General features: G+C 38.6%; 13 protein-coding genes. 2 read left to right on the forward strand and 11 right to left on the reverse strand.

The features are described 5' to 3' along the window. Positions 1-463 precede the first annotated feature (463 nt). Entirely contained in the window at positions 464-1039 is a 576-nt protein-coding gene (locus tag JZO85_RS15875) for a LysM peptidoglycan-binding domain-containing protein (RefSeq protein ID WP_207109500.1), read from the forward strand. 186 nt (positions 1040-1225) lie between these two features. Here JZO85_RS15875 and JZO85_RS15880 read toward each other — a convergent pair whose 3' ends face one another. The 7 genes from JZO85_RS15880 to JZO85_RS15910 form a co-directional block, all read right to left on the reverse strand. Further along, positions 1226-2005 (reverse strand): histidine phosphatase family protein, encoded by a 780-nt coding sequence (locus JZO85_RS15880; protein ID WP_207109501.1) that lies wholly within the window; start codon positions 2003-2005, stop codon positions 1226-1228. Between the two features lie 2 nt (positions 2006-2007). Further along, complete coding sequence (locus tag JZO85_RS15885) at positions 2008-3432, reverse strand: family 1 glycosylhydrolase (RefSeq protein WP_207109502.1); 1425 nt, start codon at positions 3430-3432, stop codon at positions 2008-2010. 12 nt (positions 3433-3444) lie between these two features. Then, a complete protein-coding gene (locus tag JZO85_RS15890; protein ID WP_207109503.1) occupies positions 3445-5304 on the reverse strand; it encodes a beta-glucoside-specific PTS transporter subunit IIABC in 1860 nt (619 codons plus the stop codon). Further along, on the reverse strand, positions 5301-6152 hold the full coding sequence (locus JZO85_RS15895) for a PRD domain-containing protein (protein WP_207109504.1): 852 nt from the start codon (positions 6150-6152) through the stop codon (positions 5301-5303). The genes JZO85_RS15890 and JZO85_RS15895 overlap by 4 nt, the downstream gene beginning before the upstream one ends. A gap of 810 nt (positions 6153-6962) precedes the next feature. After that, a complete protein-coding gene (locus JZO85_RS15900; RefSeq protein WP_207109505.1) occupies positions 6963-8306 on the reverse strand; it encodes a C39 family peptidase in 1344 nt (447 codons plus the stop codon). 22 nt (positions 8307-8328) lie between these two features. Then, positions 8329-8553 (reverse strand): hypothetical protein, encoded by a 225-nt coding sequence (locus JZO85_RS15905; RefSeq protein WP_207109506.1) that lies wholly within the window; start codon positions 8551-8553, stop codon positions 8329-8331. 220 nt (positions 8554-8773) lie between these two features. Beyond that, positions 8774-9082, reverse strand: a complete 309-nt coding sequence (locus JZO85_RS15910) for a hypothetical protein (RefSeq protein ID WP_207109507.1) — start codon at positions 9080-9082, stop codon at positions 8774-8776. 382 nt (positions 9083-9464) lie between these two features. Between JZO85_RS15910 and JZO85_RS15915 the strand changes: the two genes are divergently transcribed. Beyond that, positions 9465-9761, forward strand: a complete 297-nt coding sequence (locus JZO85_RS15915; RefSeq protein ID WP_207109508.1) for a hypothetical protein — start codon at positions 9465-9467, stop codon at positions 9759-9761. Positions 9762-10359: 598 nt separating this feature from the next. Here the strand turns inward: JZO85_RS15915 and JZO85_RS15920 are convergent. From JZO85_RS15920 to JZO85_RS15935, 4 genes are all read right to left on the reverse strand, one after another. Continuing rightward, positions 10360-11019 carry a helix-turn-helix domain-containing protein gene (locus JZO85_RS15920; RefSeq protein WP_207109509.1) on the reverse strand — a complete coding sequence of 220 codons (660 nt, stop codon included), beginning with the start codon at positions 11017-11019 and terminating at the stop codon, positions 10360-10362. A 485-nt stretch (positions 11020-11504) separates the two neighbouring features. Beyond that, positions 11505-12281, reverse strand: coding sequence for a histidine phosphatase family protein (locus JZO85_RS15925; RefSeq protein ID WP_207109510.1), 777 nt, complete (start codon positions 12279-12281; stop codon positions 11505-11507). Positions 12282-12284: 3 nt separating this feature from the next. Further along, complete coding sequence (locus JZO85_RS15930) at positions 12285-13712, reverse strand: glycoside hydrolase family 1 protein (protein WP_207109511.1); 1428 nt, start codon at positions 13710-13712, stop codon at positions 12285-12287. A gap of 11 nt (positions 13713-13723) precedes the next feature. Continuing rightward, positions 13724-15562, reverse strand: coding sequence for a beta-glucoside-specific PTS transporter subunit IIABC (locus tag JZO85_RS15935; protein ID WP_207109512.1), 1839 nt, complete (start codon positions 15560-15562; stop codon positions 13724-13726). Between the last annotated feature and the right edge of the window lie 2 nt (positions 15563-15564).

Below are 15564 nucleotides of genomic sequence, written 5' to 3' on the forward strand. Positions count from 1 at the left end.
TTGTACCTACTGCTGCTTAATGTTGTTATGGCAATTAAAAAAAAATCGTGAAAATTTAAAAGCCTAACTTATCTAAATTATCGATTAATAGAGCATTGCTCTGAATAGTCAAACAAGATTAAATTTTCATGTTCCACTATTACATTCAACTCTAATCTCTGACATTTGCTTTTACATTGCTCCCTCCTTGCCACCGTTCGCGTTTGAAAAGGGTAATATCATCTTGCTACAACGAACTTGTCTAACTAAATAGACAGTGGGCTTAGTAACTAACTGACAAATTAGCTTGCCCACTAGCCTTTGGCCTGCTATTTTACGCAGCGGCAGTCTTTCGAATCTAACAACTCCATTTTGATTAAAAATAATTATATAAAATGGTCATTTTAAGACGCTGATTCTGTTAGAATAGAAGCAAATAATATACTACGTCATATTATTTTGACTAACAAATGGAGGTATGAAAATGAAAAAGCAAAAAGGGTTTCTGTTTGGTATTTTACTTTTAGGTTTATTAACTTTGGGGACTTTTTATGATGCAAACGAAGTTGATGCCTCATCTTGGCAACCGCGTTCAGTTGAACAAATCAAAAATGACATAGACGGGGCCGATCAATATACTGTTCGTGAAGGTGACACTTTATCTGCTATTGCGGAAGCTTTAGGTTTAGATATAAATCAGCTTGCATCCGCTAACAACATTCAAGATATCAACGTTGTAAAGGTTGGTGATATTTTAACTACAAAGATTACTTATGTAGTTAATCAAACGCCTATTTCTGTAAATTCATATGCTGATACGTCAGCTGGTAACTCGAATCAAGAATACTATTATACCGATCCAAATCCAGATATTCATTATGAAACTCCTGCTGTTGAAGGAAACGGTGAGCCAACGGATCCGATTGATGTAGCCTTTGATGACGTTACACCTATTCCATTACCAGAGCCGGTATTCGAAGGGAATAATGATGAGGCCCCTATTGAAGATCCAAATGAATCTGTAGTACATGACCTTCCTCCAGTTGATAAAACCGAATAATAGAAGTATTTATTTTGTACCCACTTAAAATGGTGGGTACATTTTTGTTTAGACTCTATTTGCCAATTGAAAGTGAATTTATCTCAATCATACTTTTCAACTTCCACAATAAATACCCCTAACCAGGACTCGATTCTTTCTTTGTCCTGACTAGGGGTATATTCGTTTTTATGATCGATGATCGTTTTACTCTAAGTATTGTGTATCGTTAATCTTGTCTACTGAATACTTATTGCCTTTATACTTAAGTGTAGTTACACTACAATTGTCGATAGCTTCGCCTTGATATTCACCAGGTACCAGCATTTCCAACAGGGTCGGAATCATACTGCCGGAAGAGACAATTAGAACGCTTTTCGCGTTTTTCTTTTTCGCGTCAGCGATCACTTTATCCATCGCTGCTTGACCTCTTTTAGTGATCTGTTCATATGTTTCAGCTACTTTTAATGAGTCTGCTTCTGCAATGGCATCAGCTACGCCCTCATCGCCTAATTTATTTACCAGCTTGTCATAGTCCGTCCAGTCTTCGTCAAACTTCAAGTCATTTGCTTCAAAAATTGGTGTCCACATTTCCGCGTTTGTCTTTCCTTCAAAGCCGCCATAATTCCACTCTTTGAAGCCATCATGCTCAGAAAGCTTAGGCTTTTTGTTTTCATTTTGAGCCAATATTTGTTTCGCTGTATTGCGTTGACGTCCTAAATCACTAGAATAGGCTAAATCAAATTTGATATTTTTCAAGCCTTTACCAACCTGCTTCGCCTGTTCAATCCCTTTATCCGTTAATGGCGAGTCCGCAAAGCCTTGGACCTGACCTGTTGTATTGAAGAAGGTTTTTCCATGACGAACAAGATAGATTGTTACCTCATCCTTTTTATCAGAGGCTTTTTCTTTTGCTTGAGTCGAGATCCCGCCGCTTAAGCTAAGACCTAATAGCGCTACAACAACTAATCCCCAAATCTTTTTCATTTTTATAGTTCCTCCCCGTTACTTTTAATTACTTTTTGATACCAAGCAAATGAATCCTTTTTCGAACGCTGCAGACTGCCTTTGCCTTCATTGTCTAGATCAACATAGATAAAGCCATAACGTTTGCTCATTTCACCTGTTGAGGCACTAACCAAATCAATCGGCCCCCAAGTTAAATACCCAAAACACTCAACGTAATCCTCTTCCACTGCTTGTTTAACTGCCTTGATATGCTTCTGTAAATAATCAATGCGGTAATCGTCATGAACGGTGCCTTCTTCCAGTTGATCAACCGCACCTAAGCCATTTTCAGTAATCATGATCGGCAACTCGTATTTACGGTACAAATAGTTCATTACAAATCGAATACCGGTTTGATCAATGCCCCAGCCCCATTTCGATTGCTCCAGGTGAGGGTTTTGAATGCCGCCGAATAATGCGGTTTCTGCTTCGACAGGCGTGTTTGGTTCAGAAATACTCGACATATAATAATTCAAACCAATAAAATCAATAGTCCCTTTAGCAAAATCTTCAACATCGCTCGGTTGATTTTCTAAATCGATTTTTAGCGCTTCGTATTGCTTCATTTTGTATTTCGGAAACTTGCCTTTACACATCGCATCCACTTGGTAATAGTCCTTATCATTGTCTAAAAAGGCTTTTAACACATTATCTGGCTGGCAATCGTACGAATAGATTGGGTTCAGACCAAAGACGCAGCCAATGACATTATATGGATTGATCTCACGTCCCAAACGAGCAGCCTTAATTCCAGCTAACGTCATGTTGTAGCCAATTCGCGCCAAGTCTTCTGTCGGATTTTCCATCTCGCTATATTTCAAGCCGGCAATCAAATAGGTGAAAATATCTGACTGCTCGGATTGTGGATCAAGATGATTCATCTCATTAAAGGTGACCCAGTATTTTACCTTGCCATCATAAGCTCGCATAACTGTTTCACAATAATGGAGATAAAAGTCGATCACCTGCCGATTTTTCCATGATCCATACTCACGAACTAGGTGAATCGGCAGCTCAAAATGGTAAAGCGTCACAATTGGTTCGATATTGTTTGCTAGTAATTCATTGATCACTTGCTCATAAAAATCAAGGCCTGCTTGATTGGGCGTTTGTTCATCCCCTTTAGGAAAAATACGCGACCAATCAATCGAGATACGCAAGGCGTTGAAGCCCATCTCTTTAAATAATTGGATATCTTCCTTGTAATGATGGTAAAAGTCAATCCCCAGATGAGAAGGGTAATCTAGCTTGGGATCGATCGTTTCTGTAATCGTCCGCGGTTCTTTATTTGAGCCCTTCGTGACAAAATCCATAATTGCCGGCCCTTTGCCCGCTTCTTGCCACGCACCTTCGCATTGATGGGCGGCGATGCTGCCGCCCCATAAAAAGTCTTTCTTAAACGTCATTGTCTGCTCCTTTTATAAAATTACTGTCAGCAATTCTTCATCCTGCTCGTTGCTTGCTGAAATGACATCGAGGTAGTCATTTGAATTTGTTACAACTACAATAATCACTGGATCAAAACCGGCTTCTTCGACCTTATCTGCTTGATACTTCGCTAAAACATCGCCTTTTTTGACTTCTTGCCCCTGCTCCACAAATCCTTCAAAATACTTTCCTTCCAGATTCACCGTATCAACACCGATATGAATCAGCAGCTCTACGCCATTTTTGGTTTTGATACCATACGCATGCTTGGTTGGAAAGGCTACAGTAACAGTTCCTTCAACTGGAGAAACAATCGTCTCTTCTGCTTTTGAAGGTAAGATCCCGACGCCTTTTCCTAAAGCACCAGAGGCAAAGGCCTTGTCGCTGATTTCACTTAAAGGAATTACGGTACCTTCTGCAATTTTACCGATACATACTTGTTTTAAGCCTTGATTGCTTTCTAATGCAGCGACTAAATCCTTTTCTTCCAGTTCTTCTTCAGATTCTTCTTTTGGAATACCAACACCGTAAGCTACAGCCGCTGCTCCAACAAAACCAACGATGACGCTGATCAGCATCCAAATGAAATTACTCGTACCGCCCGCCAAGTAAGTTGGCAAAGCTGCTAAGCCCCAAACAAAGCCCATTGTTTTTACCCCAGTCAACCCAGCGATCAATCCCCCAAGGCCACCACCGATAATAACTGCTAAGAACGGTCGACGATATTTGACAAAGACTCCAAAAACAGCCGGTTCTGTTATTCCCATCAAGGCACTAAAGCTGACCGTACCGAACATTTGTCGTTGATGTCCTTTTTTCGCACGTAAGAAATAACCAAACATGGCACCACAGACTGCAATATCAGAAATGGTCGCCGCATGGTTAATGATTGGGTCATAGCCTAGAGTTCCCAGGAAGTTCAACACGATAGGATAGGTAAAGTTGGCTGCTCCTAATACGATTAAGAATGGTTGGAAAGCCGCGTAAAGCATTACGACGATCCAGTTACCGATCGTATTCATCAATAGATTAAAGAATGCACTGATACCATCGCCGATCAGTGTTCCGATTGGACCAAAAAATACAAGGATAACCGGAAACGTCAATACTAGAGATAAGGCTGGTACTAAGAAATATTGCAATCCGCTTGGAATGATTTTCTTTAAATATTTTGTCACGATGCTTAAGAACCAAACACCCAGTAAAATCGGAATAAACGTGTTTGCGTAGCCGATCGTCGGTAGATTATAGCCAAATAATTCGAGTCCTTTGGCGCCATCAATGTTGGTCGAAAGCAAAGCAACCGCTAATGCCATCGCCACATATTCATTCAGCTTCATCCGCTTAGCTGCTGAGGCCGCAATAAAGATCGGTAAGAAGTGGAACACACCGCCGCGCAAGGTATCAAAAATCATATAAGTCGAACTATCTTTTGACACTAGCCCTGTTAAAGAAATAATTGCCATGATCCCAGCGATCATACCGGCTGCTAATAGAACTTCGATGATAGAGGTCATCGTTTCTGAAATCATAACTAAGATCGAAGATGCGATCCCTTTGATTCCTTTTGCTCGCGGTTTTTCAGCTTCTGCTCCATCTGCTTTTAAACCAAGCATCGCCATAAACTCATTGTAGACATCGGTTACATGTGTACCCACAATGATCTGATAGGCAACCTCATTTGAAACAACATCAATTACACCATCTAAATTTTTGATTTCTTCTGTTTTTGCTAAGCTTCGGTCATTTAATGTTAAACGTAAACGTGTTACGCAATGAGCGACTGCTTTGATGTTTTCTTTTCCGCCGACCAATTCAATCAGCTGCTTGTTTAGTTTTTCATAGCTCATTTTTTATCCTCCATCCTTTCTGTCACACGGTTGATGTGCAGCATCAAATAGGTTTCTTCATTGATTGATATTTCTAAATTGAACTGTGTCTGCACATAGATTTTCATTTTTTGAACGGCTTTAAACGATTCTGGATACAACTGACAAACCTGCTTGTACAGCTCCAAGGTTTCCGAGCCGTCATTAAAAATCTCGCCGGCAATAATTCGTTGTACAAAATATTGCAGATGAGTCGTGAAGCGCATATAATTCGTTGATTCTTCATCTAGATTCACATTGAAATGATGCTCTACGATTGAGACCAAATCGCCTAATGTACGCATCTCCAATATATGATCTTTGCGGCTTTCGCGACTTTCCTCCATATTGACAAAATGCAGGCATAACGATACCGCTTCGTCTTCTGGCAGCTGCAGCCCTTTTTGCTCTTCGATCATTTTTAGTGCTTTGAGCCCCACTTTGAAATGATCAGGATAAAAACGTTTCGTATCCCAAATCAATGGACTCTTAATAAACTGCTGCTTTTCCACTCGTTTTAACAAGAACTCCAAGTGATCAAGAAGAGCCAAACTCAAATAATCACTTGCTTTGATGCCAAGCTGCTTTTCTCCATAGGAAATAATGTTACTCACCAAAAGAATGTCATTGGGATCAGAATGAGAAAGCAGATAGCTAAAATGATCCAGCATGTCAAAGGAATCGAGAATATACATTTTTTCGACTTCCTCTTCCATAATCTCTTGCCCCTTTTTCTTTTTGAAACCAATCCCCTTTGAAACGACGAAGACCTCATTTCCTCCACGCTTCACCAATGCAACGTTATTATTTAAAATTTGGCTGATCTTCATTTTTTCCTCCTTTCCAGAAAAAAAACCCAAGAAAAGATACAGTGAGACCTTAGTCTACTGTGATCCTTCCTTGAGTTCTGCCTGATTATATTCAGTAACATACTCACAATCATGACTCCGGCGCCATGATCGGTCTTTTTTCTAATGTATTTCACAAACTCATTCTAAGTGATATGAATTTAAATGTCAACGCTTTCTTATTAGAGATCTTTTTGATGCTTTCCATATGCTTTGTTATTGAAAATTAATTTCGCTATTCTGTCTTCGTCATTTTTTGTTATTCGTAAAGGAAAACAAGAGTAATACTCGTGAAGAAATATAGTATTTCTGGTTCGTTTTTCACTGCTAGTATTTTTTTATTTGTACCTGCATTATTTTGCAGTCCACTCGGGTACTTATTGCTTATACTCTCATTTATTACTGCAATATAAAATTTTACTAAGCATAAAATATTCTAAATAATTAATCTATCCCAAACCCTATTAGAATATTGTTTATTTCATCTGAAGCTTTACCAATTGGGAAAGACAAGCACAAAAACCTAGCTTTAATACTGAATACAGAGAATCCTAAACAGCCATTAAAACTAAATATCCGCGTCAATCTCTGACTCATCTAACAACATGAAATGACGCTAACTTAAACGATGTTGACTCACAGCAAAAAAAGTCCAAAGAAATCTGTAAATCAGATTTCTTTGGACTTCTTAATTGCTCAAGGTAGCCTTCTGTTCTTCCTCTTCGCTATCGGAGTTCTTTAAACAGTCTACCTTATAATCCATGGAAAACCACATTCTAAATTTGGGTCTTGCTACTGAATAGTAATAGCGCGGCCATCTTTTTCAGCATTGTATTGCCCAACAGTAATCCAAGCTTTAGCTCCATGATCATATAACATGTTCTTTCCACCACTGCCTGGTCCGGCGTTGGCAGAATAGTACAACGGATCATACACTAAGAATTTCCCACCGTTATACCCTGCAATCACTTTACAATGATTTCGATTTTTATCTGCATTATTTTGGTACGAAGAATAACCGTAATAAAGAACTGGCTGACCATTTAAGACACGATTGATAATTTGAACGGTATTTGAACCAGAAATATCCACCGTATTTCCACCATAAGTTTTACCATACGCAGCTAAGGCATTAGGTTTAATTACCCATCCGAACCCGGCACCAGTGTAAACATTTCCTTTTTGACCATTCGGATTCGCTGGATACATTGGCAATTTATCCTGCATCGTTTTTAAGCTGGGTTTGATATTCTTTGATCCTAAAATCATTGCTAATGAAGCGGAAGCACAACCCCAAGGGGCTTTTACAGGGGTATATTGGCTTACATATGGGACGCTTTTTATAAGATTGGTTGATTTAGCTGTTACTGAACCACCCGTTACAGACCATGAAACCCCTTCATATCTCCAACCAATTTTTACAAGGGAATTTTTTTCAGATTCCAATAATGTATAATGATGACTTCCTGCGTCGCGCGCATTCGGATTGAATAGGCGATAGACTTTTTTTCCGCTATTTGGTACTTTCCAAGCTACACCTTCATAACGCCACCCAGCACGCTTGATTTTATTGATTTCATTGTAATCTTTGGTGTAAAAATGCTCACCAGAATTAGGATTGTAGGCGCGGTATAAATTGCTGCCGCTGCCGTCAATTTGCATACTAATTCCTTCGTATACCCAACCAATTGACATCAATGAATCTTTTTCACCAGCATTTAGCGTGTGTAAGTGTTCACCAGAATTAGGGTTGTATACACGATAGATCGGTTTCAATCCATTGTTTGCATAGACTTCAGGCGCTAAAGGGGCACTTGCTGCTTCTGCAGCTTGAACCTCGGCTGTCTCAGGATCGGGAGCAGGCGTTTCTTGTTCAGGTGTTGCTCTTTTTGCTCTTGTTAGATCCGTTTCATCCGCACTAGCTTCTTGCTCTACTTCCGCTTCGTCCACAGGTTTAGCTGTTTCTTCACTACTAGAAGTCTCTTCTACTGGTGTCACCCTTGCAGTAATACTGGAACTAGTTTCTGCTGTAGCAGCACTACTGCTTGTCTGTTCCTCTGCTTGGGTAACACTCCCCGCCCCAATAGAGAGCATCAGCATTGTTAATGTAATTAGTGACCAATTCTTCTTTTTCATCTTTTCCTCCCATTATCTGAAATTATTTATTCTTATTTGCAATCCAAAGTATATTTAAAATAATACTTCCGAAAGCAGCAATACCCAAACAAACAAATGACTCTATGATGCATGTATTTATTAAATGAGTGATTCCAACAATAATTATGCTAAGAAGAAGTAATAAATTAACACGCTTCATATCTTTTCTAAGATCATCCTGCATATATCTTTTAGATTGCTTCCTAGTTTTGACATGATGACTCATAGTTTTTACTCCTTTGGTAGATTCCGTTTATTCCAACTAATTTTATTTCTAAAAAACCAAAATATCTTTTTTCATTATTATACATTACTTTTTTATATTATTATGAAGAAAAAGAAAAAAATCTTTCTTTCTGTTACATTTTGTTAGACTCTAGCAATCGATAGGAGAACTGCTCCCTAGGTATCCGTCTATCGTTCATTCATGCATCTATTTGGATCATTTAATCTTTATTACCAATATAAGAAAATAACTCAAGAAACTCGCTTGATGAAAAAAGCAGGATTCGCTTATTTCCTAGTCGAACAAGCACGGTCCCGTAGTTGAACGCTTCATTTCCAGAAGGGAGATCGATTACTGCCCGGCCTTTTCGAATACCCATTTTCGATTTTTCAATTGAGAAGGGGGCACAAAATTCCTTCACTGCCTCCCAATTCGTCTTCATGTAAAAAATATAGTCCAACTCATCGTTTAGTTTACACGTTCCACGCGGGTTGGCTAACAACCCTGCTTCTCCATTATTTAGCTGCATACCCTCTACACCCTTTCGTGTCAATCATATACTGAATAGTTTATATACTCATCATATCAGCAAACACGCTCAAATAGAATCATCAGATTAAAAGAAAATAGCGTACAGTGAATGTCCGCCCGCCATTCGTCTCCTCTCTGCAGCAATTTTAATTGGGAGAATCTTTCTTTTCATGCTGGCTCGTAGTAACATTAATTAAAAAGGGGAACATTTATAATTAAGATACGTTTTATCTTAACCGTCAGTACTTAATTGAACTATAAGTTCACTATTTTTTCTAAGTATCATGAGGTTTCGGTTAATTGTCTTTTGGATAAAGACTCTGTTGATTATTTTGTTGTGAAATATCCTAAAAGCTGAAAAATTACAGGAGGTCATTGGTGTGGCTAAAAACAAGATAGTTGGGATTACCGTTGGCATTTTTGCTTTACTTCTGATTATTCTTTATGTTTTAAAAAGTACTTTGCTAGCAAATATGCGCATAAACTACATTGGTGCGATCATAGCTTTAGTTCTTGTCATGAACGCAACACTTGTTCTGATACTAAATCCAAAAGAACAGAATAAGCTGCTCGCGCCTAGACCAATAGGCTACGGTTCAACTATCAACCCGAGAAATCTAGTGGGGCTGCTTATTTATGCTTTTTTGATTCTTCTCTCTTTTTTGATAACAGCTTAGATGTTGATTGCCATTGAAAAATTCAGGCGGCTAAGAAATTTTGATGAACCAGAGGCATCGAACTTTTCGACAAAAATTGTGGAATGATTACTTACAATTTTTGTCGAAAAATTATTGCTCTTACAACACATTATCCATACTTAAAACTACTGATTCCCTCCTAATAAAAAATGAATTCCTATTCTCAGAAGCACCACTAATATAAGAATAAACAATGCGGGATACCATTCCTTTAGTTTACTATTCATTGTTCTTAACCTCGCTATTCATCAATTCTGGCGGACTTGGTAAAGCCATAAGTATAAAGATTGAACAGAATATTGTTGCTATAAGAAGTAACAGTGTTTCATTTGGAACCTTATCTAAGCCAGAGTTTGACCCTAAATGGAGTACGACTGCTATTAGTACTAATTGTGCAGTATAATTAAACGCACGTTTCTTTTCTATTACATACTTTTTTCCAGAAAACAGTATGAAGAAGAATGTCAAACTGCAAAATACCAAGAGTCCCCTAAACAAAATAGTCATATTCAAATACACCTCATTTCATATTTCGAAAAACGTTTGCTTTCTCTACCTGTGATCATGGAGTTTTAACTTAATAAAGGACCTCTCCATTTCTTATTAGCTTTAGGAATTGCTGGTTAACTTTATAACCGTTTCCCCAACAAGTTTCGATCACTTTAAAATCCACGATCTTTTGTTCGTCATTTTTTTGCCGGACCCTTTTGATTATATTGGAAAGTGCGGCTTGTCTAGAGGTGTTCATCCCTTTTTTCCAGATTGCATGGCTAAGTTTCTCTGGTGTCAACGGTTGCCCTGATGAGCTTACTAATGCACTCAAAACCGCTTTTTCATTTTTTGATAATTTGAGATATCTAGGAGACGCAGCCTTATTTTTAGTAGAAGGACCAAATGCATCGCGAATAAACTCCAATGAACTATTATTGCTTATCCAACCTGTCACTTGAGGAAACTGATTTATCAGCTGTTCTGACGGCTGTTCGTCATATTTCACAAAAATGTATAATGTTGCCTTTGTTAATATAGGTAACAGCTCCCTAAGCTCTTCTATAGAGATCGTCTCACTTATAATGATCCTTTCAAAATTCAATAAGAAGTCTGCTGAGATTCTCTCTCCTTTGATTGAATCAATCACCCTCGCCGACACAAAAACTTCATGATTCAATACCTGCAGCTTTCTCTGAAAGGTTTCTTCTGCTAATAAATTCTTAGTTAAAATCAAGTTTCTATTCATAAACATTCCTCCCCAAAACAATTCTTTTAGTTTATAATACATTATTTTGGCTTTGGATATCAGATAAAATTACATATTTTAGATATTTTTCCAATAAAAAGGCTAGAAAATGAATGGATGATTAGCTGAACGAGTTACTTTTGATTTATTTGTATCGAAATAGACTGAACCAAGAAGCTCTGTACTTCTCTTTATAAAGAGAAGTACAGAGCTTTTAAATGGTATGCTATTTTTCATTTGTTGGTTAAAACTGGAAAATCGCAATTAATGCTGAAAGTAAGAATACAACAATTGTACCTGCAAGGAATTGTTAAGGGGAAAGCTGAATAAAGACGATCATTTTACTCAAAGCACGATGATTACGATAACAAATCCCTGTGTGTAATTAAACTTCAAGTGTCCAACTCAAAAACAGTAAAAAAGCCTCAAACTAATGAACATGATTAGTTTGGGGCTTTCACTATAATTAGAAATACTAGTATTTCCTATTCAACATATTGCATATCACCGATTTTTTTAACGCTGTATTTCCCTGCCTTATATTTCAACGTCGTCACACTGCAGTTATCTATCGTCTCCCCATCGTATTCCCCTGGAGCAATTAATTCTAGTAAAGTCGGAATCATGCTTCCAGAAGAGACGATCATCACATTTTTTGCTTTCTGTTTCTTTGCATCTTTGATGACCTTATTCATCGCAGCTTGTCCTCGAGTCGTGATTTCATCATACGTTTCGGCAGCTTTTAAAGGATCATTTTCAGCAATCGAATTAGCAATCCCCTCATCACCGATTTTCTCGACTAACTTACCATAATCCGACCACTCTTCATCCATTTTAAATCCATTCTTCTCAAAGACTGGCGTCCACATTTCTTCATTGGTTTTTCCTTCATAGCCACCGTAATTCCATTCTTTAAAACCGTCGTGCTCCAGCAATTCTGTTTTTGCGTTGCCGCTCTTCGCCAGAATCAGCTTCGCTGTATTGCGCTGACGTCCCAAATCACTTGAGTAGGCTAAGTCAAATTTGATGTTTTTCAACCCTGTTCCAAGTTTTTTTGCTTGGCTAATTCCTTTATCTGTCAAAGGCGAGTCCGCAAATCCTTGAACTTGCCCCGTAGTGTTAAAAAACGTTTTTCCATGACGGACTAAATAAATGGTGATTTCATCGTTTTTCTTAGCAGCTTCCACTTCATCTATGTTCCACCCACCTAGGACAGTGATTCCAACGACACATGCCAGCAATACACCCACTATTTTTTTCATTTTCTATAGTTCCTCCCCATTCGTTTCGATCAGCTTTTGATACCAATAATATGAGGCTTTGCGGCTTCTAGATAAATCGCCAGAGCCATCATCCTGTTTATCTACATAAATGAAACCATAACGTTTTTTCATTTCACCAGTTGAAGCACTAACTAAATCAATCGGTCCCCACATCAAATAGCCAAAACACTCGACGCCATCTTCAAGGACAGCTTTTTTCAGTTGCGACAAATGCTGCTGTAAATAGTCAATTCGATACGTATCTTGGACTTCACCATTTTCTGCTACCTGATCCACAGCGCCTAAGCCATTTTCACAAATAATAATCGGCTTTTGATATTTGCGATAGACAAAGTTTAGCAGATAACGTAATCCAATCGGGTCGACCGTCCATCCCCAATCCGATTTTTCTAAATACGGATTGACTTCACCGCCGAACAGCGCTTCCTGAGCTTTCGCCTCAGCTTCCGTCGAACTTACTGCACTCATATAATAATTCAATCCAATGAAATCTAGAATCCCTTCTTTAAAGGTTGCTTGGTCCTCTTCTGTAATTTCTAATTCAATCCCATTTTTCTTAAATTCAAATAATTTGTATTTGGGAAACTCGCCCAGCATCATCGCGTCGATTTGATAAAAGTCTCGAATCGTATCCTGAAAAGACAATAGTACATCCTCAGGCTTACAGGTTTTAGGATAAGAAGGTGCCAATCCAAAAACGCACCCTGCTTGATTTTTCGGATCGATTTCTCGAATGATTTTGACCGCTTTAACAGAAGCTAAAGTCATATTGTAGCCCAGTGTCGCTAATGTTTGCTTTTTATCCGTCATCTTGGAATATTCCAAGCCTGCTAATATATACGTAAAAATATCAGAGGCCTCGGTTTGCGGATCGATGTGATTCATTTCGTTGAAGGTGATCCATTTCGTTACTTTTCCTTTGTATTCACTGACAACTGTTTTTACAAATTTAAGATAGAGTTCGATCGTCTCTCTGGATAACCAGGAATTGTAGTTTTTAACGATCGCTACTGGGAGTTCAAAGTGGAAAAGGGTCACAATTGGCTCAATACCTTTTTCTATCAGCTTATCCAGAACTTTATGATAATACTCAAGCCCTTCCTTATTTGGCTCCGGATCATCCCCATTAGGAAAGATACGTGACCAATCAATCGAGATTCTTAGCGCTCGAAATCCCATCTCTGCAAATAGCTCAATGTCCTCTTCATAACGATGATAGAAATCGATCGCGGTATGCGATGGATACAGCTGGTCATCTTGAAGCGTCTCCGTAATTTTTCGTGGCGTTTCATAGCTGCCGCTCGTAAAAAGGTCCATCGTATTGAGCCCTTTTCCCCCTTCGTTGTAGGCCCCTTCAAGCTGATGCGCAGCAATGCTTCCGCCCCATAAAAAATCTTTGCTTAATTTCATTGTTTGTCCTCCTACATAATTACTGTAATTAAATCATTATTCAATGAATTGTCTTCATCCAGATTTGGTAAGACTTCTAAATAGTCCTGTGTGTTCGTTATGATCATAATTACTGTCGGGTCATACCCAGCTGCTTTGACCTGTTCAAAATCAACTTCGATTAGAGGAGAACCCAAATCGACTTCAGCCCCTTGTTCAACGAGCGCTTCAAAATACTGTCCCTTCAAATCGACAGTATCAATCCCAATATGAATCAGAACTTCGACCCCTTCTTCACTGACAACACCGATTGCGTGATTGGTTGGGAACAAGCTAGCGACTTTCCCTTTGATTGGTGATTTAATCAGATTATCTGTTGGTACAATCCCCACACCCGTTCCTAGCGCACCAGAAGAAAAAGCATCATCCTTAACTTCTGCTAACGATTTAACTTCACCTGAAACAGGTGTAGCAATTGGAACTGTATTAAGCGTTGATTTAGATTCGACTTGATCAATTACCGTTTCAGCCTCAATCTCATTTTTAGGCAGCCATAACAGATACCCTGCAGCCAGTGATACCACAAAGCCGATGACTAAAGCAATTATCATAAAATAGAAATTATTGTGATCTTTATTTCCAATAAAACTTACAAGCCCAAAAAGATTTGTCATTGCATAGGCTTTAACGTGCATCAGTCCTGCAAATAAACCTCCCAGGCCACCGCCAATCATAACTGCAATAAACGGGCGACGGTATTTTACAAAGGCACCAAATACTGCTGGTTCTGTGATTCCCATAAATGCACTAAAGGCAACACTGCCAAAAAATTGTTTTTGTTCCTTGTTTTTGGATCGAATGAAATAGCCTAACATTGCCCCGCTTACAGCTAGATCTGAAATAATGAATGCAGGGATGAAAATTTCTTCATATCCTTGAGAAGCAAAGGCGGCAAGCACAAGGGGTACGATAAAGTTTCCTGCTCCCATCATGATTAGGAGAGGTTGACATGCGGCGTATAAAGCTAAGACAATCCACGTTCCAAATGTTCCCGTTAAAAACTCCACACCGATAGTCAAACCATCACTGATCCATGTTCCAATTGGGCCAAATAGAAATAATGTAACCGGCAATGTGATTGCGATTAATAGTAATGGTGAGAAAAAGTATTCAAGCGACTTAGGAATAATCTTTACTAAGACTTTATTCACTCTTCCCATAAACCATAGTCCCAACAATATAGGAATAAAGGTATTTGAATAGGTAATCGTTTGTAGTGGCAAGCCAAATAATGACAAGCCCTCTACCCCGTTTAACGATGTAGTCAGCAATGTACCAGCCAGTAAGATTCCTAAATACATTGGTGCGCCCAATCTTTTAGAAGCGGATACGGCCATAAATATTGGTAAAAAGTAAAACAATCCATCTTTGATCGAGTTGAAAATGATATAGGTTGGACTCGTGTCCTTTAATACCCCTGCAGCAACAAATATAGCCAAAACACCTGCCATTAAACCCACTGCCATCATAGCTGGTATGATTGGAGAAATAGATTCGGACATCACATCTAAGATTGCTTTAAAAATATTCTTTTTGACTTTCGGCTCTTCAGATTCCTTCATTCCTAAAAGTGTTAACAACTCTGGATGAATTTGGTTCACTTCAGTCCCAATAATGATCTGAAAGGATACTTTATTGGATACAACATCGATCACTTCTGGAATCGCCTTTAGTGCGTCTTTATTGGCGTTTGCCAATTCTTGATCCTTTAGTGTAAAACGCAGTCTGGTCATACAATGGACAACCGCTTCGATGTTTTCTTTTCCGCCGACTAATTCGATAATCTGTTTACACAGTTTTTCATATTTCATAG

The sequence above is a fragment of the Candidatus Enterococcus murrayae genome, assembly GCF_017315985.1.
GTDB lineage: Bacteria > Bacillota > Bacilli > Lactobacillales > Enterococcaceae > Enterococcus_A > Enterococcus_A murrayae.